This is a genomic window from Crocosphaera sp. UHCC 0190 (assembly GCF_034932065.1).
Classification (GTDB): Bacteria; Cyanobacteriota; Cyanobacteriia; order Cyanobacteriales; family Microcystaceae; genus UHCC-0190.
Genome location: NZ_JAYGHP010000020.1, coordinates 1 through 18,692 on the forward strand (window position 1 = coordinate 1; position 18,692 = coordinate 18,692).

The 18,692-nt window shown below is 39.0% G+C and carries 21 protein-coding genes; 7 read left to right on the top strand and 14 right to left on the bottom strand.

The genetic code is table 11. The annotated features are described in order from the left end of the window. The first annotated feature begins 445 nt into the window (after nucleotides 1–445). Nucleotides 446–1,243, top strand: a complete 798-nt coding sequence (locus VB715_RS19880) for a COP23 domain-containing protein (RefSeq protein WP_323302939.1) — start codon at nucleotides 446–448, stop codon at nucleotides 1,241–1,243. Between the two features lie 96 nt (nucleotides 1,244–1,339). On the opposite strand, the gene VB715_RS19885 is transcribed toward VB715_RS19880, so the two are convergent. From VB715_RS19885 to VB715_RS19895, 3 genes are all read right to left on the bottom strand, one after another. Then, on the bottom strand, nucleotides 1,340–2,032 hold the full coding sequence (locus VB715_RS19885; RefSeq protein ID WP_323302940.1) for a PHP domain-containing protein: 693 nt from the start codon (nucleotides 2,030–2,032) through the stop codon (nucleotides 1,340–1,342). Between the two features lie 286 nt (nucleotides 2,033–2,318). Further along, nucleotides 2,319–3,476 (bottom strand): ferrochelatase, encoded by a 1,158-nt coding sequence (locus VB715_RS19890; protein WP_323302999.1) that lies wholly within the window; start codon nucleotides 3,474–3,476, stop codon nucleotides 2,319–2,321. 149 nt (nucleotides 3,477–3,625) lie between these two features. Continuing rightward, complete coding sequence (locus VB715_RS19895; protein WP_323302941.1) at nucleotides 3,626–4,903, bottom strand: NAD(P)/FAD-dependent oxidoreductase; 1,278 nt, start codon at nucleotides 4,901–4,903, stop codon at nucleotides 3,626–3,628. Between the two features lie 227 nt (nucleotides 4,904–5,130). Here VB715_RS19895 and VB715_RS19900 point away from each other — a divergent pair, with 227 nt between their 5' ends. After that, nucleotides 5,131–5,886 (top strand): DUF364 domain-containing protein, encoded by a 756-nt coding sequence (locus VB715_RS19900; protein ID WP_323302942.1) that lies wholly within the window; start codon nucleotides 5,131–5,133, stop codon nucleotides 5,884–5,886. A gap of 343 nt (nucleotides 5,887–6,229) precedes the next feature. Next, nucleotides 6,230–7,006 carry an RNA polymerase sigma factor SigF gene (locus VB715_RS19905; RefSeq protein ID WP_323302943.1) on the top strand — a complete coding sequence of 259 codons (777 nt, stop codon included), beginning with the start codon at nucleotides 6,230–6,232 and terminating at the stop codon, nucleotides 7,004–7,006. A 123-nt stretch (nucleotides 7,007–7,129) separates the two neighbouring features. Here the strand turns inward: VB715_RS19905 and aroA are convergent, their stop codons facing one another. The 4 genes from aroA to VB715_RS19925 form a co-directional block, all read right to left on the bottom strand. Beyond that, on the bottom strand, nucleotides 7,130–8,482 hold the full coding sequence (aroA, locus tag VB715_RS19910; RefSeq protein WP_323302944.1) for a 3-phosphoshikimate 1-carboxyvinyltransferase: 1,353 nt from the start codon (nucleotides 8,480–8,482) through the stop codon (nucleotides 7,130–7,132). Between the two features lie 136 nt (nucleotides 8,483–8,618). Then, nucleotides 8,619–8,867 carry a hypothetical protein gene (locus VB715_RS19915; RefSeq protein WP_323289434.1) on the bottom strand — a complete coding sequence of 83 codons (249 nt, stop codon included), beginning with the start codon at nucleotides 8,865–8,867 and terminating at the stop codon, nucleotides 8,619–8,621. A 28-nt stretch (nucleotides 8,868–8,895) separates the two neighbouring features. Next, complete coding sequence (locus VB715_RS19920) at nucleotides 8,896–9,153, bottom strand: hypothetical protein (RefSeq protein ID WP_323302945.1); 258 nt, start codon at nucleotides 9,151–9,153, stop codon at nucleotides 8,896–8,898. Nucleotides 9,154–9,181: 28 nt separating this feature from the next. Continuing rightward, a complete protein-coding gene (locus VB715_RS19925) occupies nucleotides 9,182–9,460 on the bottom strand; it encodes a hypothetical protein (RefSeq protein WP_323302946.1) in 279 nt (92 codons plus the stop codon). Nucleotides 9,461–9,634: 174 nt separating this feature from the next. Here VB715_RS19925 and VB715_RS21995 point away from each other — a divergent pair, with 174 nt between their 5' ends. Beyond that, nucleotides 9,635–9,700 carry an LPXTG cell wall anchor domain-containing protein gene (locus tag VB715_RS21995; protein ID WP_416336963.1) on the top strand — a complete coding sequence of 22 codons (66 nt, stop codon included), beginning with the start codon at nucleotides 9,635–9,637 and terminating at the stop codon, nucleotides 9,698–9,700. Between the two features lie 94 nt (nucleotides 9,701–9,794). On the opposite strand, the gene recQ is transcribed toward VB715_RS21995, so the two are convergent. Continuing rightward, nucleotides 9,795–11,924 (bottom strand): DNA helicase RecQ, encoded by a 2,130-nt coding sequence (recQ, locus tag VB715_RS19930; protein WP_323302947.1) that lies wholly within the window; start codon nucleotides 11,922–11,924, stop codon nucleotides 9,795–9,797. A gap of 227 nt (nucleotides 11,925–12,151) precedes the next feature. Here recQ and gpmI point away from each other — a divergent pair, with 227 nt between their 5' ends. Both gpmI and secG read left to right on the top strand, forming a co-directional pair. Then, the gene (gene gpmI, locus VB715_RS19935; RefSeq protein ID WP_323302948.1) at nucleotides 12,152–13,750 is read left to right on the top strand and encodes a 2,3-bisphosphoglycerate-independent phosphoglycerate mutase; all 1,599 of its coding nucleotides are present in this window, start codon (nucleotides 12,152–12,154) and stop codon (nucleotides 13,748–13,750) included. 25 nt (nucleotides 13,751–13,775) lie between these two features. Next, nucleotides 13,776–14,015: a preprotein translocase subunit SecG gene (gene secG, locus VB715_RS19940; protein ID WP_323302949.1), complete on the top strand. Its 240-nt coding sequence runs from the start codon at nucleotides 13,776–13,778 to the stop codon at nucleotides 14,013–14,015. 98 nt (nucleotides 14,016–14,113) lie between these two features. Here the strand turns inward: secG and minE are convergent, their stop codons facing one another. From minE to minC, 3 genes are read right to left on the bottom strand one after another with little or no spacing between them, the layout of a single operon-like run. Further along, nucleotides 14,114–14,416 (bottom strand): cell division topological specificity factor MinE, encoded by a 303-nt coding sequence (gene minE, locus VB715_RS19945; RefSeq protein WP_323302950.1) that lies wholly within the window; start codon nucleotides 14,414–14,416, stop codon nucleotides 14,114–14,116. Nucleotides 14,417–14,442: 26 nt separating this feature from the next. Then, nucleotides 14,443–15,243 (bottom strand): septum site-determining protein MinD, encoded by an 801-nt coding sequence (gene minD / locus VB715_RS19950; RefSeq protein WP_323302951.1) that lies wholly within the window; start codon nucleotides 15,241–15,243, stop codon nucleotides 14,443–14,445. Between the two features lie 35 nt (nucleotides 15,244–15,278). Beyond that, nucleotides 15,279–16,097: a septum site-determining protein MinC gene (gene minC, locus VB715_RS19955; RefSeq protein ID WP_323302952.1), complete on the bottom strand. Its 819-nt coding sequence runs from the start codon at nucleotides 16,095–16,097 to the stop codon at nucleotides 15,279–15,281. A gap of 104 nt (nucleotides 16,098–16,201) precedes the next feature. Here minC and VB715_RS19960 point away from each other — a divergent pair, with 104 nt between their 5' ends. After that, the gene (locus tag VB715_RS19960; protein WP_323302953.1) at nucleotides 16,202–16,882 is read left to right on the top strand and encodes an SAM-dependent methyltransferase; all 681 of its coding nucleotides are present in this window, start codon (nucleotides 16,202–16,204) and stop codon (nucleotides 16,880–16,882) included. A 25-nt stretch (nucleotides 16,883–16,907) separates the two neighbouring features. Here VB715_RS19960 and VB715_RS19965 read toward each other — a convergent pair whose 3' ends face one another. The 3 genes from VB715_RS19965 to VB715_RS19975 all read right to left on the bottom strand — a co-directional run bounded on the left by VB715_RS19965 (nucleotide 16,908) and on the right by VB715_RS19975 (nucleotide 18,582). Next, on the bottom strand, nucleotides 16,908–17,129 hold the full coding sequence (locus VB715_RS19965; protein ID WP_323302954.1) for a hypothetical protein: 222 nt from the start codon (nucleotides 17,127–17,129) through the stop codon (nucleotides 16,908–16,910). Continuing rightward, the gene (locus VB715_RS19970; RefSeq protein WP_323302955.1) at nucleotides 17,116–17,409 is read right to left on the bottom strand and encodes a BrnT family toxin; all 294 of its coding nucleotides are present in this window, start codon (nucleotides 17,407–17,409) and stop codon (nucleotides 17,116–17,118) included. The genes VB715_RS19965 and VB715_RS19970 overlap by 14 nt, the downstream gene beginning before the upstream one ends. Before the next feature lie 66 nt (nucleotides 17,410–17,475). After that, nucleotides 17,476–18,582 carry a SpoIID/LytB domain-containing protein gene (locus VB715_RS19975; protein WP_323302956.1) on the bottom strand — a complete coding sequence of 369 codons (1,107 nt, stop codon included), beginning with the start codon at nucleotides 18,580–18,582 and terminating at the stop codon, nucleotides 17,476–17,478. Nucleotides 18,583–18,692 lie beyond the last annotated feature (110 nt).

Here is an 18,692-nt window from a genome sequence, read left to right on the forward strand (position 1 = left end):
TCTAGAAGTTTTCTTGTTTCTGTATTTAATTCTCTAATAAATCGCATAAACTTTCTGATTTTAAACTACAGTTTATAGTTTATATTATTTTGTTTGATCTGTGTAATTAATTTTGTGTGTCTACTTATGGTATCTTTCTGAAAATAAATGTGATGATAGACGAGCTTAACCAGTATTATCAAGCTCTAGGACTTCGATAATTCTATTCGAGTTTTTCGGATGAATAATTAGATTAATAATCTCAGACCCTTGCTCAGCAAAGGGAACTATAATCATCATATATAAGTCTACATAAGTAGAAAAAAGTAGAAATTTAGATAAATAAATTGTTCACTGAAGAAACTGTCACTTTTGAGCATCAACCTATTCAAAATAACCGTTAAAGTGATGAGAGTTGATAGCTAAGGCTTTGATAGCAAACATTGATTTTGGGGAAAGAAACACCATGAAAACCACAACAACAGCAATTAAATCTTTAATAAAAGCAACAGGGTTGACTTTAGGTTTAGGGATGCTTACATACCAGTCAGGGGCAAATGCTAACCCTCTTTACCAACTATTTCAAAATTATAATGTCGCTCAACAATCCCCTAATGATATTATTATCGATACCAACTCTCAAAGTTCACCCCCCCCACCCGTCAATACCAGTTCAGCAGACACTCGTTTTGAATGTCAAATGAACGGGGGAAGATATAAAGTGATGTACCGTCCCCAAAGTCAAGAAAGTCAACCCTATCCTTGGGCAATTCCGAGTAATCTAGGAGATGGTTGGACAGCAGAAAGGCGTTGTTATGAAATTAGTCGCCGTTTGGAGATGTATCGCCCAGACGGTTTATTAGAATTGAGGACAGGACGAGAAAATAATTACGATACCATCTGCGTTACTACCCAAACAGATCCCCGTTGTCGTATTGTTTTAACTGTTCCCCCTGGAAAGAATCCAGAAATTACTCGTGACCAAATTTTCCAAACCTTAGTCTCTGCTGAAGATGGACAATATAGTCAAGGAGTGAATGCTTTTACCGGAGGTAGTTCTATCAACAACCCTTTAGGTCAATTATTCAATGGTAAAATCCCTCAAATTGGCAAACCTTCCCAACCTAGAGCTAATGGTATCAATTTACGTCCTTTCTTAGATGCGGCAGATGGGGGAACTGGGGCAAAATTAGAGAAAACCCCTACTAATTCTAACTCTCGTCCGTCTAATTCTCGGACATTAAACCCTAATTTATTTCGTTAATTGTCGGGTGGGCAATACCCACCTTACCGAAAATTTGGGTTTAAAGCCCCGTCCTTTAATTTTGTTTAGGTACTTAAACTTTAGTTGATTAAGCAATTAGATACGCTGTAATAAACTAACCCCGTGACTATCAGTTCCGCAGGTTCGATAGAGTCCATAAAGGTTACTTAAACTTGAAACAGTTTCCGTTTGTTTTGGACTGGTTTTCCAGGGTTTAGAGTTGCCATAAGCATAAAATGTTTCCACTCCATCAATTCCTAGAGTTGCTGCTAGGGGAATCAGTTCTTTAGCAGAACGAGAATAACGTTCAGGATGGGCCAATACTGCCATTCCTCCAGCTTTTTGAATAGCATTAATGACAACACTCCCTAATGCTAGGGTTCCTGTGGGAGAGTCTCCTTGTTGATAGGGTTCCATCAGGGGATGTTCAGGGGTAAACCCATACCCTAAGATGTGAACTTCTACATCGAGCAAACGGGATGTAATTTCAATTCCTGTCCAGAGATGAGGAAAGAGTTGATGAGGTTGTTGTTGTGACGTTTCCTTAATCCAATTTTGCGCGATTTGATAACCTTTCGTAGAATGGTGATCGGTAATGGCCATCCCCTTTAGTCCAATATCTGTTGCCTGTTTTATCAGTTCTTCTGGGGTAAGTTTTCCATCAGAATAAATAGTGTGCATATGAAAATTGTACTCATAAGGACAACTCTCAGCATGGAGGGTTGACCAAACCGTTTTTAGGGTTTGAGTATCTTGAGAGGATGGCTTAGTTGATATTGAGACAACCATGGGCAGTGCCGTAATAGGACGAAGATTGCAATATATTACATTCTTATAACATTTCTTATTATAAGAGTTTTGGGAAACAATGGGTGTAATTTATATTTCAAAAATAGCAATTTTTGGGGGCTATGTATCAAAGAATACTTATTTGGAGTAATATCTTAAGATTTATTAGATTTTTCTGATGTTAATGATTAAAAATGTTGAATGGTGAGAAATACTTAGGGATTAAAATAATCTACACTCATAATTAGTAATCAGGTGAGCATTGCCCACCTGATTATTTTAGGGTTTAATGAGGGTGATGATGTCCATGATCGTGATCATGATGATGATGATTAACATCTAAATTCCCCACTGCTAAAGCAGGATTTACTGTTAAAGCTTCTGCCGATAATAATTCAGCAATGTGGGAATCTGCCCATTCTGCTACCATTTGACAAAATTCAGGATTATCGTTAACGCAGGGCATTTGCACATAGGTAACATCGGAATACTTATAATGCAAATTATGGGCAATGTGTTCGACATCTAGGAGAGTTTCATGGTTTTCTGTGGCAAACCCAATGGGCATAAAAATAATGGCTTTTGCCCCTAATTCTATGAGGTTTCTAGCGGCTAATTCTGCATTGGGTTGTGTCCACTTAATTAAGGGGGTTTGATGGTTTAACCAACCCACAGAAATTAAGGGATAACGATTAATTAATCGTTCTCTGACTAATTCATATAGAATCTGACTTTCGTCAATTCCAGAGGTGAAACCCTTTGCCTCATGGGGACAACCATGATTTAATAAAACAATACCAATTTGAGAAGGAAGGTATTTTTCCCCTAAATCTTGAGCGATTTTTGCTTCTACTAATTTGCCGATTAAATCGAGGTAAGCCGGTTCATTATAAAAGGAAGGAATATAACGTAATCCTTTTAACCAATGTTCTGAACCTTCGCTTAATGATTCTAAAGCTTTATTTACTTGTTCAACAGCAATACCACTGGTAAAAATTGAATCAACAACCAACAACGGATAGATTAATAATTTATCAAATCCTTGGGCCTTAATTTCCGTTAAAACTTGATCGGGTAAGAAGGGTTTACAAAAGTTAAATGCTTTAAAAACTTGAATGCGATCACCCCATTTCTCTTTTAATTTTTCTTCAACAGAGGCTCTTTGATGTTCAAAAATATGGTTATGAGGAGAGATAAAATGATCGTGTTGATGTTGCCATTCATGAAGGTCAAAAACCGCCAATAATTTAGCCAATGGGGGATAAACCCAGGTGGGGACGGGGGCAAATTTTGCCGTTAATAAATTTAATGCTTGTTCATTATAATTAGCAAAATCTTCATAACTTTCTACCTCGCCATATCCCATTAATAATACCGCAACGCGATCGCTGGCATTCTTTCCTTCTAGGGGGTGTTGGTGTTGTTTTTCGGGAGTCGCAACCACTATTTTAACCTCAACAATATCTTGATCTGATTGGTGATCGTGTTCTGTCCCTGGGCGGGTATCTGGAAAAAACACTCTCACTCTTAGTATAAGATACCTTCCCCTAGGGGGGGATAATCTAAAGATTTTCTGTCTTTCTCGATTTCACACTATTGAAACTGTTTCACTTTCTTAATCCATCCCTGATGACGCTGTAAAATGTCAGCATAAGATAAGTTTGTTTCTGCGACTAATTCAAAGATGGGAGGAGAAAACTTATCAGGGAACCATTGACGTAAGAGACGAGAAAGTCTTAAACGTAAAAAATATTCAAATAATAGAGATTTTTTACTAGGAAAGGTAAAGTTAGAAAGTTCTTGTAAAGCATCAGCATCAGGCACTCTTTGTATAGTAAATTCTGCCATAACTTTGCCCCAATTATCTTGATATTTATCTAATAATTGATCGATAATCATGGCATCTTCTAAAGCTGAATTACATCCCTGTCCCAAGGAAGGAGAAACCGCATGGGCTGCATCTCCTAATATTAGAATACTATCCCCTTGATGAAATTGATTACATTGAATTGTTACAACTTGAGAAATAGGACGTTTCATTAAAGATTCTACTTCTTCTATATCTATTAATTGACCGATTATCCCAGCATTTTCCTGCAAAAACTTGAGGATATCTGACGGTTTTTTTGAGTTTTTAAAAGGATTAGATTCTTGCTTAAAAATAACCACACCATTGAGATTATTCTCTCCTTGAGGTACTAGCAACATCCGCATATTTTCCGTTAAACGAATACTATGAAATTTATCCTTATCTAAAAATAATGATTTTTCTGGAAGATTTAAAGGTAGATAGATTGATTTATAAACATCAGAAACATAATTTTTTTGACAGTTAAAAGATGAGTTTTCCAGAAAACAGTCTCTAACTAGGGAATTTGCTCCATCTGCTCCAATAAGAATATTATAATTTACCTTGATTTCTTCATGATTATTTGTTTGAAAAAAAAGGGTTTTTTCTTGAGATTTGATTTGTGTACATCGATGATCAAAATGAATCTTTAATCTTGTTTGATTATCAGCTTTAACTAAGTTTTCTAATAAGACCAGAGAAAGTACAGAGCGATCAATCGTTAAAATAGAATTGCTACGGGGTATCAAGCGACTTTTACCCTTCTTCTGATGGACCAATGTCCCCTGACAAAAAGTGCCTTTTTGACAGATTTTTTCTTCTAAATTATCAATTTTTGATAAAGCTTTTCTGCCCCGTGCCTGGATTGCTAAGGGGAAAGTTCTTTGATCATCATGAGTCGATAAACGGGGATCTGGCCGACTTTCATAAATCTCAATTTGATAATGACCCCGACGTAAAAGATAATGGGCCAGTAATAATCCCGCCGGGCCTGCTCCAATGATTGTAATGGGAGTGTTCATAAAAATTAGAATAAATTGCACTCATCAATTGGTATTTGTTTACACCAATATTAATTAATATAACAGTTTTTGGGTTGAGACTATCCATCAATCGTCAATGTTAATGATGTAATATAGTTATCAGTAAGCCTAGGTCTTCCTCTTGGTGGGTTAAGGTGGTTAATCAATTAACACCTTGGTTGCCTAAGATATCATGACTAAACCCACCCTACACAAGAAATTAAACAATGATCAACCCCAAAGAAATTTACGACTTATTAATCGACTATGGCCAAACAAATACCCCTATTGAAGAAATTATCATCGGGTTAACCTGGACACTTTGTAAAGCGCAAGGCATGGGTTTATGTATGAGTCCCGCTATTCCTACCCGTACCCTATCTTGGTCAGGAACCTTAGTCAATAAACCTGTTCAAGAATTAGCATTATGGTTGCGATCATGGGATAGTTATCAAGCAACTATCGCTATGGCCGCGATCAATTCCATAATTAATACTAACTCTCCCTTACCTCCACAAGCGATCGCCCTTCCTCCGGCAACATCAGCTAATTTATCGGTTTTTGAGTATTTTCTCCCCCAACTTCAAGGAAAACGAGTCTCAGTCATTGGCCGCTATCCAGGGTTAACTAAGTACGAACAAGCCATGACTATTCATGTTATTGAACTCAACCCCGCCCCTGGAGACTTTCCGTCCCCTGCTTCCGAATATTTACTACCAGACTCTGACTGGGTATTTTTAACCGCCACATCCATTCCTAACAAAACTTTTCCCCGCTTGGTAGAATTATCTAGAAATGCTACCTTAGTCTTGATGGGGCCGACGGTTCCCTGGTTAGAGGAATTAGCTGATTTTGGCATTAATTATTTAGCCGGTGTCACCATTACTGATCCCACCGCTTTACGGCAAACTGTCGCGGAAGGGGGTGGCGTGAGAATCTTTGACACAGGGGTTCAATATCACCTGCTCGAATTAGATCCCTAAGTCATTGAAAAATAACTTTACAATTGAACCATCAAGATAAGTTGAGGGTTGGGAACCCCTCAAACCCCATCCCCTTCACAAATTGACTTATTACTTAAGATCTGTTTAAGTATTTACCCCTTTCTCTCCGTACAACTCAGTAGACTCCAGTGAAAGGAATCCTTAAATTATCGTAAATATTCCGTTGTTGACAACCCATGCTTCATCTTACTCTAAGGATAGTCAAGCGTAGTTTTCTACTATTGTTAATTGGTCTTTAAACCTACCCCGATGATTTTAGAAATGCGCTTTGTACTTCCCCAAAGATTCGTTGCAGACAACAGTAATACGGTGCATATTTGCTATGTATACCCCAGCCAAAGAAAACGTAAAACTTGAAACCCTCGGTTTATTTCGTGAGTATCAAAAAACTGGAAAAACCAACCTACGTAATCAAATTTTAGAACTCAATTTTGGACTGGTTCGCAAAGAAGCACATCACTGGGTTAACCAATGTCCAGAAAGTTATGAAGATTTGCTTCAAGTCGGGTGTTTAGGGCTAATTCGTGCTATTGAAAGGTTTAGTATTGAAAAAGGTCATGCCTTTAGTTCCTTTGCTATTCCTTATATTCGCGGCGAAATTCAACACTATTTAAGAGACAAAAAATATACAGTTCGTATTCCCAGACGTTGGTTAGAATTGGGAAGACAATCAATGAATGTTCGGCAGGAATTTCGGGAACGTTTTAATCGTCAACCCACAGATTCAGAAATTGCTCAAGTATTAGAAATATCTTTAAAAGAATGGCAAGAAATTAAACTGGCCTTTCAAAATAGGGAACCCGTTAGTTTAGATGTCAAAGTCGGTAATGAAGGAGAAGGACAAACCAGTTTAGGAGATATGGTTCCTGATACAAATTATCGTAGTTTTCAACTGTCTCAAGAAGATCAATTACGTCTGCAACAAGCATTAGAACAATTAGAAGAAAAAACCAGAAATATTCTTGAATTTGTTTTCCTAAAAGATCTTACCCAGAGAGAAACAGCAGAACAATTAGGAATTAGTGTAGTAACGGTATCTCGTCGGGTCAAAAAAGGATTAGAAACTCTTAAAAAAACTATGGCAAAAGAAATTTGTTGATCAATATTTTTCAATTATATATCTTTGGTAAGTCAGCCTCAATTCAGTGAAATCTTGCTCATGAGAAAGTCTAGGGGATCAGTTAAAAAAGGACTGATCCCTTTTTTTATTAGTAAGTAATTCTTACAAAGAACCACGAAATTGCTGCAAAGTTTCGACAAATTCAGGGTAAGAAATAGCAGCCGCTTCTGCCCGATGAATGGTGGTTTTTCCTTGGGCATTTAAGCTGGCGATCGCTAAACTCATCGCAATACGATGATCGGTATAGCTATCAACTTCAGCCCCTTTTAAACCCGTTCCTCCGGTAATTTCTAAGCCATCAGGTAACTCGGTAATTTTGGCTCCCATTTTGTTTAATTCTGAGGCAATAACTGCCAGGCGATCGCTTTCTTTTACCCGCAATTCTGCTGCATCTTTAATGATAGTTGTTCCTTCGGCAAAAATCGCCGCAACCGCTAAAATAGGAACCTCATCAATGAGACGGGGAATAATATCTCCTTCAAGGGTACAACCTTTTAATTGACAAGATTTGACCCGTAAATCAGCCACAGGTTCCCCTGTAACTAGCCGTTTATTTTCTAAGGCAATATCTGCCCCCATCATTTCTAAGGCTTCTAAAACCCCGATTCTTGTTGGGTTGATGCCGACATTTTCTATTAATAATTCCGACCCAGGAACAATAGAAGCCGCCACTAACCAGAAAGCAGCCGAACTAATATCCCCAGGAACAATTACGGTTTGGCCTGTTAGGGTTGAGCCACCAATAATTGTTACACTATTGGTTTTAGAATCAATTTCTAAGGTAGCCCCAAATGCCTGTAACATCCGTTCGCTGTGGTCACGGGATAAGGCAGGTTCGGTAACAGTGGTTTTGCCTTCTGTCATCAGTCCTGCTAATAAGATACAGGATTTTACCTGGGCCGAGGCAATGGGAGACTGATAATGAATGGGTTTAAGGGGTTGTCCTTGGATAGCTAAAGGGGCTAAACTGTTGTTATTGCGCCCCCATATTTGCGCCCCCATTTGTTGTAATGGTTTGATGACACGGGACATGGGACGCGATCGCAAAGACGCATCACCCGTGACAGAGAAAAAGCGATCTCGGTGGGATGCTAACAAGCCTAACATTAGCCTGATGGTGGTGCCAGAATTGCCCGCATTTAGCACGTCTAGGGGTTCTTGTAGCTTACCTAAGCCAATTCCTTGTACGGTGACTTTTTGGCTGTTTAAGGGGGATATTTCTGCCCCCATAGCGCGAAAACATTCGGCGGTACTGCGGGGATCTTCCCCTAATAATAATCCTTCGATGGTGGTTTGTCCCTGTGCGATCGCCCCTAACATTAAAGCACGATGAGAGATTGACTTATCCCCAGGTATTTTTAGGGTTCCTTGTAAGGATAGTCCTGTTTTTGGGGGTTTAATAGTTAAGATTTGCTGGTTTTCGGCGGTTTGGAGATTAATAATAGAATTAGACATAAGTTAGGGGGAAGTTACCGAGTCATCTTTTAATGATAATTACAGTCAAGGATATTTGTCTAGGCATTTTTGAGCTTATTCTTTCATGGGTTAAACTCCTAATTAGGGACAGAAAAAGTTTATCATGGCTATTTTATTAAGGATTTCCTATAAATCCCAACATTTTAGCTAATCCTCCTAATAAAGCCACGATTAAGCCAATCAAAACACCACGATTAATAAACTCTTGATTATCTAATCGTTTCCCTAAACCATCGACTTTTTCCTCTAATCTAGCTTGTCCTATTTTTAAATCCGTTACGTCTTCTTGGAGGGTGTCTAGCTTACCCTCAATGCGCTTTAGAACTTCCTCTAAGGAGTAGGTGACTGTAACAGGGTCGTTCATGGGTTAAACTCCTAATTAGTTATAATAGTTAATGGGGTAGGTTAGGGAAGTTGGGGAAAAATAACTTAATCACACCACTGGTTAAAGCAACAATAACCCCGATAGCAATGGAACGATTAATAAACTCTTGAGAATCTAACCGTTTATTAATTCCTTTTAGTTCTGTCTTAACTTCTGTTACTTCTATCTCAATCTTATTCAAACTTCCATCCATCTTGTCTAGTTTGTCCTCTATACGCTTAAGGACTTCTTCTAGTGAGTAGGTGACTGTTACAGGGTCGCTCATGGATTAAGCTCCTAATTAGTTATAATAGTTAATGGGGTAGGTTAAGGAAGTTGGGGAAAAATAACTTAATTACCCCACTGGTTAAAGCGATAATAACCCCAATAGCAACGGAACGATTGATAAACTCTTGAGAATCTAACCGTTTATTCATTCCTTTTAGTTCTGTCTTAACTTCCGTTACTTCTATCTCAATCTTATTCAAGCGTTCATCTATCTTATCAAAACGTTCATTCATTTTATCTAGTTTGTCGTCCATACGCTTAAGGACTTCTTCTAGTGAGTAGGTGACTGTTACAGGGTCGCTCATGGGTTAAACTCCTAATTAGTTATATTTTTCGAGATGTCCCTTTTAGTTGCAGTCAGGGGACTGTTTTTATGTTATCTTTCAAACCTGAGCGCGGTTAGTAATCAACCCAATAAGCGAGATCGCTTTTCCCAAAGTAAAATTTCTCTATAACGAACGTTCAGTACAATTTTGTGGATGACTGTCTTAGGGTTATTAGCAGTAGGTTCATTAGGTGTATTAACCCGTAAGCGCAAGGGATAAATGAAACATTAATTATCAAGTTAATGTTCGGTGTGAGGAAGGTTTAAACCCTTCCTTTCTTATTTTCCTGTATCAATCATATAATTAGATTATTTTATTTATTTTGTCGTCGATACCAACCTCTCACTAACTTAATTTCATTATAACTATAATCATCTCCTAAATGATTTTTTATTGGAGTTAATGCACCATCTCCAATAGTTTCTATACATTTAATAATCATAGCTTTTTTCGCTTCTGAAATAAACTGATCAATATCAATAGGTTGCTGCATTTCTATTAATTCAGAAATATGGGTATAGATGGTTGATTCTTTTAAGTTTCTACTTTTAGCAATTTCTGGAATAGTTAACCCTTGTTGATACAATTGTAAGGTAATCATATTACTCTGATTTGGTAAGGGTGTGGGTAAACTTTGTTGTTGACAAAATTCCCTAATTTCCGAGACAAAACTATCCCCATATTGTTGTGCTTTATATGCAGTTACTCCAGAAATCTTTTTAAATGATTCTAATGTTTGGGGTTTAATTTGTGTCATTAAACGTAAACTAGAATCAGCGAAAATAACATAAGGAGGAATTTTATGCACATCTGCTAAATGTTTTCTCAACTGTCTTAATTTATCCAACAATAAATCACTTTCAGCTTGTCTAGGATTATATTCATCAAGGGTTTTAGTGGTTAATGATTCTGTGACAGCTATGTTAACTTTTCGTTCATTTCTAAAGATTTCCCAACTATACTTATTTAATTTTAAAACAGGAAAGCCATCTGTAGTTTCAGTGACTAAACCTTGATGAATTAAAGAACGTCCTAACATCTTCCATTCTGCCACACTTCTGTCTTTTCCAATGCCATAAGTTGATAATAAATGATGGCCATATTGTTCAATTTTTTTCTTTTTAGATCCCATTAAAACATCAATAATATGAGTCATCCCAAATCTTTCTTGACAACGGGCCACACAAGAGAGAAATTTTTGCGCTTCAATTGTCCAATCTTCTACAGGTTTAGGGTTTTTACAATTATCACAATTATCACAATTTCCACTAAATTTCTGACCAAAATATCTTAAAACAATGCTTCTTCTACACTCAGTGCCTTCTGCATAATCTACGACTTGACGTAACTGTTGACGAGCAACTTTTTGTTCTTGTGGTTCTGATTTTTGATCAATTATAAATTCAATCTTTTTGAGATCGCCAAAACTCAAAAATAAAACACAATTTGCCGGTTCTCCATCCCTTCCTGCTCGACCAGATTCTTGATAATAACCTTCTAAATTACGGGGTAAATCATAATGAACCACAAAGCGAACATCGGGTTTATTAATACCCATTCCAAAGGCAATAGTTGCTACAATAATTCTGACATCATCCCGAATAAATCTGGTTTGATTAATTGACCTTTCATCATCATACATTCCTGCATGATAAGGTAAGGCATCAATACCATCTTGTTGTAAGCGTGAGGCAATCATATCAACATTTTTACGGCTTAAACAATAAATAATTCCAGAGCCTTTTTGAGTGCGAATATAACTCAATAATTGTTGATAACTTCTTTTGGATTTTGGTTGAACTTCATAATATAAATTAGGACGATCAAAACTAGCCAGATGTACCGTCGGATTTTTGAGTTCTAACTGTTTAATAATATCCTCTCTTACCCGTTTAGTTGCCGTAGCAGTTAAGGCCAACATGGGAACTTGAGGATAACGGTTTCTTAGCTGCTTTAATTGTCGATATTCAGGACGAAAATCATGACCCCATTCTGATACACAGTGGGCCTCGTCAATAGCAAAAGCAGAAATCCCAATTTTAGTAGCCAAAAAATCTAGAAAGGGGATAAATTTTTCATTTAATAATCGTTCTGGTGCCACATAAAGTAACTTAATTTTTCCACTGACAATGGCTTTTTCTCTTGATTGTAATTCTTCCCAATTTAAGGTACTATTCAAGAAAGTGGCACCGATACCATTATCTAATAAAGCATCAACTTGATCTTGCATCAAGGCAATTAACGGGGAAACCACCACAGTTAACCCAGGTTTCAATAAAGCGGGAAGCTGAAAACATAAAGACTTGCCCCCTCCCGTGGGCATAATTACTAATAAATCTCGATTTTCAATGGCTTCCGTAATGATTTTAGACTGACCAGGACGAAACTTATCGTAACCAAAAAAATACTTAAGGGCTTGTTCAAGGGATGTAAACTGGGGCATTGTCATCCGAGAATTCTTTAATAATTATAATCAGAAATTGTGAATATAAAAAGATAATTAAGATGATTTGTTCTCAATACTGATTATTTCAGTAAGCAGTTGTTATTGATAAGATAAGTATATTTACAAAAAAAGAATGTTGTCAAGAAAACATGAGAATTGGATACTTGAGAGCAGATAATGTTATTATTCATACAGATGTAAACTGAATTAATAGGTGAACAATCATGGCACAAGCACCTGTCTCTCCCGTGGTGCTAGTAATTCTAGATGGCTGGGGTTATCGTCAATCAACCGAAGATAACGCCATTGCGATGGCCCAGACTCCGGTGATGGACTGCCTTTGGACGACCTATCCCCGAACCTTAATTCGGACAGCGGGCAAAGATGTGGGGCTTCCCCAAGGTCAAATGGGCAACTCAGAAGTTGGACACCTCAACCTAGGTTCTGGTCGTATTGTCCCCCAAGAATTAGTCAGAATTTCCGATGCCGTTGAAGATGGGTCAATTTACGAAAATCCCAAGTTAGTGGAAATTTGTGAAGAAGTGCGTTCTAGCAAAGGAAAACTCCATCTCATTGGCTTATGTTCAGAAGGGGGCGTGCATTCTCATATCGATCACCTATTAGGACTCCTCAATTTAGCTAAACAACAAAATATCACAGATGTTTGTGTTCATGCTATTACCGATGGCCGAGATACCAACACCACCGATGGGGTAAAGGCGATCGCCAAAATTGCTGAGCATATTAAAAAAATCGGGATTGGACGCATTGCCACCGTCAGTGGCCGTTATTATGCAATGGATCGGGATAATCGTTGGGATCGGGTACAAAAAGCCTATGATCTGATCACTGAAAACGGCGTTGGTGATGGACGTTCTGCCATTGAAGTTATACAAGATTTTTATACTCAAGATAAAACCGACGAATTTATTCCCCCCACCCGTATTGCACCAGGGGCGATAGAAGCGGGAGATGGGGTCATTTTCTTTAATTTTCGACCTGATCGGGCCAGAGAAATCTGTTCAGCCCTTACCATGCCCAGTTTTGAAGGATTTCCGCGAGAATTAATCCAACCTTTAGATTTTGTCACCTTTACCCAATACGATCCTCGTCTACCCGTTAAGGTTGCCTTTGAACCCCAAAACCTCGACAATATTTTAGGAGAAGTTGTCTCTCGTCATGGGTTGAAACAATTTCGCACCGCCGAAACCGAAAAATATCCCCATGTGACCTATTTCTTCAATGGGGGTTTAGAAAAACCCCTTGAAGGAGAAGATCGAGAACTGATTCAAAGTCCCATGGTAGCGACTTATGATCAGGCTCCAGCAATGTCCGCAGAAGCAGTGACAGATGTCGCTTGTAAAGCCATCGAAAAAGGTGTTTATTCCCTGATCGTCATGAATTATGCCAACCCTGATATGGTAGGTCATACAGGCAACACAGAAGCGGCAGTGCAAGCCATTGAAACCGTCGATAATTGTTTAGGGCGATTATTGTCTAGTATTAGTAAAATGGGGGGAACTGCCCTTATTACTGCTGATCATGGCAATGCAGAAACCATGAGAGATGAAGAGGGGAACATCTGGACAGCCCATACCACTAATCCTGTCCCCTTTATTTTAGTCGAGGGAGAAGGGCGCAAAATTCCTGGTCATGGCGGTATGGTTGAATTAAGGGACGATGGAAAATTAGCTGATGTTGCCCCAACCATCCTCCAGATTTTACAATTACCACAGCCAGTAGAAATGACAGGGCGATCGCTGATTCAACCTGCCCAGGTGGAAATCAAAACGAATCGTACCCCTGTTCGCATTTCTCGTTAACCAATCATAAGCCTTTAAGAAACTAATGACCTTACCGCAACTTATTCAGATTATTTGGACAGTCTCCGCCGCTTTGTTAGTCATTCTCATCCTCTTACATAGTCCCAAAGGGGACGGGTTGGGGGGTATTGGGGGACAAGCGCAATTATTTACGTCAGCTAAGAGTGCTGAAAAGACCTTAAACCAAGTCACTTGGACTCTCAGCACGGTTTTTATTGCTTTGACTATCGTTTTAAGTGCTGGATGGTTAAATTCCCAAGGATAAGTTCATCAGGACTTACTCACAGACTCCATCTGTCGGAGTAATTGATGAATTACTCCGACGAACTATCGATAACATAGTCTTCTAGGCTGTCATCCAAATTACTCCGTACTCAAAGACTTAGGAGGCGTGACTTTTTCTGGTTTAACCCGACGAATGGGTAAATTAGCAATTAAAGCAGTCATTCGTTGATCGCTTTCTAAAGAAAATTCCATCTCATCAGGATCAATATCCACATAACGACTGACGACTGTTAGAATATCTTGACGCATCGCTTCGACCATTTCCGGATCAAGTCCCACCCGATCATGAGCAATGATAAACTTAAGACGGCGTTTTGCATCTTCCCCACTTTTTGGGGAACTTTTCCAGGGGAATAATTTTTCAAGTAATTCAAGAATCATTAGGTTAACTCAATGAAAAAAAGGGGTTAATTACCGAAAAAACGGCGGCGAAAACGATTGAATAAGTTATCATCAGCGGCCATTAAATCTAAGAAAGGAATTTTTTTGCCATCTAATCGTTGGGCAATATTATTAAAAGCGATCGCTGGCAGAGAAGGAGTTTCTTCTAACACTAAAGGTTCCCCTCGGTTGGTAGAAACAATAATCCGTTCATCATCAGGAACAATGCCAATTAAAGGCACTACCAATAAATCTAAAATATCTTCCACACTAATCATCTGATTTAGCTGAATCATTTTAGGTTTGATGCGGTTAACAATTAAGTGAATTTGTTTAATATCTTCGCTTTCTAATAACCCCACAATTCGATCCGCATCCCGTACAGCCGCCATTTCAGGAGTCGTCACAATAATCGCTTCTTGGGCCGGCGCAATGGCATTACGGAAACCCATTTCAATCCCCGCAGGACTATCAATAAAGATAAAATCAAACTGTTTATCTAATTGGGACACCAATTGCTTCATTTCTTCGGGACTAATAGCTTCTTTAGTACGATTTTGGGCCGCAGGTAACAGCACTAAATTGGGTTGCCGTTTATCTTTAACCAAGGCCTTTTCAATGGTACATTCCCCGGACAAAACATCAATAGCCGTATAAACAACCCGTTGTTCTAGTCCCAGGAGTAAATCTAAATTTCTTAGGCCAAAGTCAGCATCAATCAGAGCAATCTTGAAGCCTAAACGGGCGATTGCCGACCCTAAATTTGCTGTAATAGTAGTTTTGCCAACCCCTCCTTTACCGGAGGTAATAACAATAACACGACTCATAATTTAAAACTCAATTATCAAACTAGAATTTAATGTTAACCAGGATTTGCTGCTAATTTTTCTGTCCATCCTTTTTCCCTTGGGGTAAAAATATGGGTTTTACTAAAATTCAGGGCAGACTTTAAGCGAATTCCTTCAGACGTAATATAAGCCACTTCTGGCCCAATCATGTCTGGGTTTTCTGACGGGGGCCGGGCCACCGCATCGGCAATGCGTAATTGGGTGGGTTGCATTCGGAGAGCCATAATACAACATTCTGGGTTGCCTTTAGCCCCGGCATGAGCAATTCCCCGTAAACATCCCCAAATTATAATATCCCCATCGGCGATAATTTCACCTCCTGGGTTGACATCTCCTTGAATAATAATAGTTCCTGGATGACGAATAGCTACCCCAGAACGGACGGTGGTTTTGAGGTGTAAGGGTTCGGTTAAGTTGGTTGGGGTGGGTTGTTCTGTAAATAAAAGCTCTCGTTTGGGGGCTTCTTGTTCGACAGAATAGCCGGCCGTTGCTGCGGTGATGGCAGTTTGACGACGACTGGTAAAGACACGGGTTAATTTTAGTTCAGCAGACTCTAACGCTTCTCCAATATGGTGAAATTGTCGGCTATCGAGTAAGCGGTTTTCTACTAAGAGATGAACGGCTGTGCCTGGAGTCCAGGTTCCTTTATGATGGTTTAAGCAGTATTTTAAGTCCTGTAGCAGTTCTACCCAGTCTTTATTGACATCTTTGGGTTCTGTGTCGGGCAAGATTAACAGGAGTTTCTTTCCGGCCCGTTTTATGTGGACTTGGGAGTAGGGTTTTGGTGGTGATGGGTTGGGGTTAGGTGGGGAAGTCGTTGACTCAGGATTCATACGCTCAAATATTTCGAGAATCTTAAGCTTAAGCTTAGCATTTTAACGGGATAAGGGAGTGATGGGGGAACAGAGTTTGATTAATTTTGGTTGAAGGTAATGTTATGGTGATGCAATTAGAAAATGTGGTTCCGTTTGGTCGGTCGTTTGATGAATATATCAAAATGTTTAATCTGTCTGCTGCTGATCTAAAAAAAACAATTTTAGGGGTGGCTGATGGGCCAGCTAGTTTTAATGCAGAAGGCACAAAACAATGGGTTTCTATTACTTCTATTGATCCCATTTATCAGTTTACAGGAGAGGAAATTGAACAGCGATTTAATACTGTTATCGATAATATTATTGAACAGGTAAAAGCAACCCCCAATGATTGGGTTTGGTCTTATCATCACTCTCCTGATAATTTACGGAAAAATCGGCTTAAGGTACTTCAGGAATTTTTAGCTGATTATGATTTAGGTAAAAAAAGTCAAAGATATTGTTTAGATATCTTGCCAAATCTGTCATTTAATGATAATAATTTTGACTTAGCGTTATGTTCTCATTTTCTATTTTTGTATTCAGATCATTATGATTTGAAGTTTCATCTTGAATCAATTCAAGAAATGCTTCGGGTGAGTTCAGAGGTGAGAATTTTTCCTTTATTAACTTTGATGTTAGAGATTTCTCCCCATCTTGATCCGATTATTCATGAGTTTCAACAAATGGAATATGATGTATCTATTATTAAAGTTGAATATGAGTTACAAAAAGGAGGCAATCAGATGTTAGTGATTAGGAGATAATCACACAATTAAACAGAATTTAACTTCAATAATGATAAACGTTTGTTTCTGCATCAGAGGATAATTTTGCTAAGTCTTGACGTAACCCTTTTCCAATGTAAAATTTTAATAGAGCTTCTAAAGACATATCCTGATTATCTGCTATCTTTTTAAGGGATTCTAAAGTATCTTTCGGAATGGCAATCGATACACTTTCTGAGGGACGGGATTTAATATTAAGAATAGTTTCTTCATTAGTCTTGTTCATATTGTTTTTTCTCCCTAGGAGTGGCTGGACGAGCAGAAATAATGCGCGTTCGTTGATTTCTTTCTACATAAACGATAAATAAAATACGATAAGCTAGAGAATAACCGAGAATAAATTCTCTTATTTCACCACTGACTGTAGCGTCTCCTGTTTGATAAAATGGATCGAAAAATGCCTCGGCTGCTTCTTCAAATGTTACGCCATGTTTCTCCAGATTAACTTGAGCTTTTTTGGCATCCCATTCAAATTCAATTCCTTGTAAGGGATAGACGACTTCCATATTATAGATCTTATCGTTATTATTATTTTACTAACGATATTGTTTTGTAAAAAAAGACTAAACCTATCAATTCTGTAACACCAATCTCGCTAACCCTACTCCTGGATAATAATTCTCTAAAATTTGTTGATAATCATACCCTTGTTTAGCCAATTCATAGGCCCCTGTTTGACTCATTCCCCTTCCCCCATGGGCCCGGGCTACAATATCATCTGTTGACGCATAAAGGGACTCGACAACTCCCCCTTTATAACTCAAAATTTGTCCCATAGTTTCCTGTACCGCCTGATGACCCGTATTATATTCACTATTTAAACCCTTATACACCTGCCAACGTTGGGTATTGCCTAAATCGTACCAAGAACTAGCGGGGCGGATCATATGAACTAAGGCATAGGAACGGGCAGCGATCGCTTGGGCCTTTAATGCTTCTGTGGGTGCATTGGCGTGCATTTCACTGCCTACTACACTGTATAAATAATGCTCTAAGTCCACATAATTGACCACTAAGAGGCTATTTCCTTGAGATACCAGCAAAATTTTCCCCCGATACCAGCGATCGCCTACATAGATTAAACTGCCTTGGGTTGGTTGTACCCACACCACCCCAGGTACAGAATTTCCCCCAACTGATAACGCGGCCCCGTCGGGTTGTACGTTCCATCCTTGACTACCAGCAAGGGTTTTGACTTGTCTCCCATCTCTATCGGTAATAATAGCCTGGCCAGAAGTCCCAAGGGTGGTCATGGGTTCATCCCGTAAAATTGCCACCCTGATCTCTAAGGGTGGGGGTTGATAGTCAGCGGGGGCCGGGGCCAGGGGTTGGGGTGGAGATGGGGGTTTAGTCGCCGCTTTGGGTTTGGGGGACGGGGGTTTAGGAGAGGCTTTAGGCTGGGGTGAGGGGGGTTTTGGGGAGGTTTGAGGTTGAGGAGACTGAAGCTTAGGATGGGGCTGTTTTAGGGTCAATGAGGGGTCATTGACGGGGGGTTTGGGGACGGGAGGGGGTTGCAGTTGGCTTAAGGGAGGTAATGGGGGGGCCTTGGTTTCTAGATCTGCGGTAGTGTCTGAGGGTTGCCAATGGATAAGGGCCATGGGAACTGCGATCGCAGAAATTAGGGGAACTCCCCACATTCCAAAACGGTTAACTAACGGGCCCATAGGTAACTTTTTCATACATTTAGCAACTTCTCAGAATTAGCTTAGTTTACACTCATCACTCATGGCATTTTATCAAACTTTTTTCTGTAGGTTGGGTTGAAGGACGAAACCAGGTTATGTAGGGG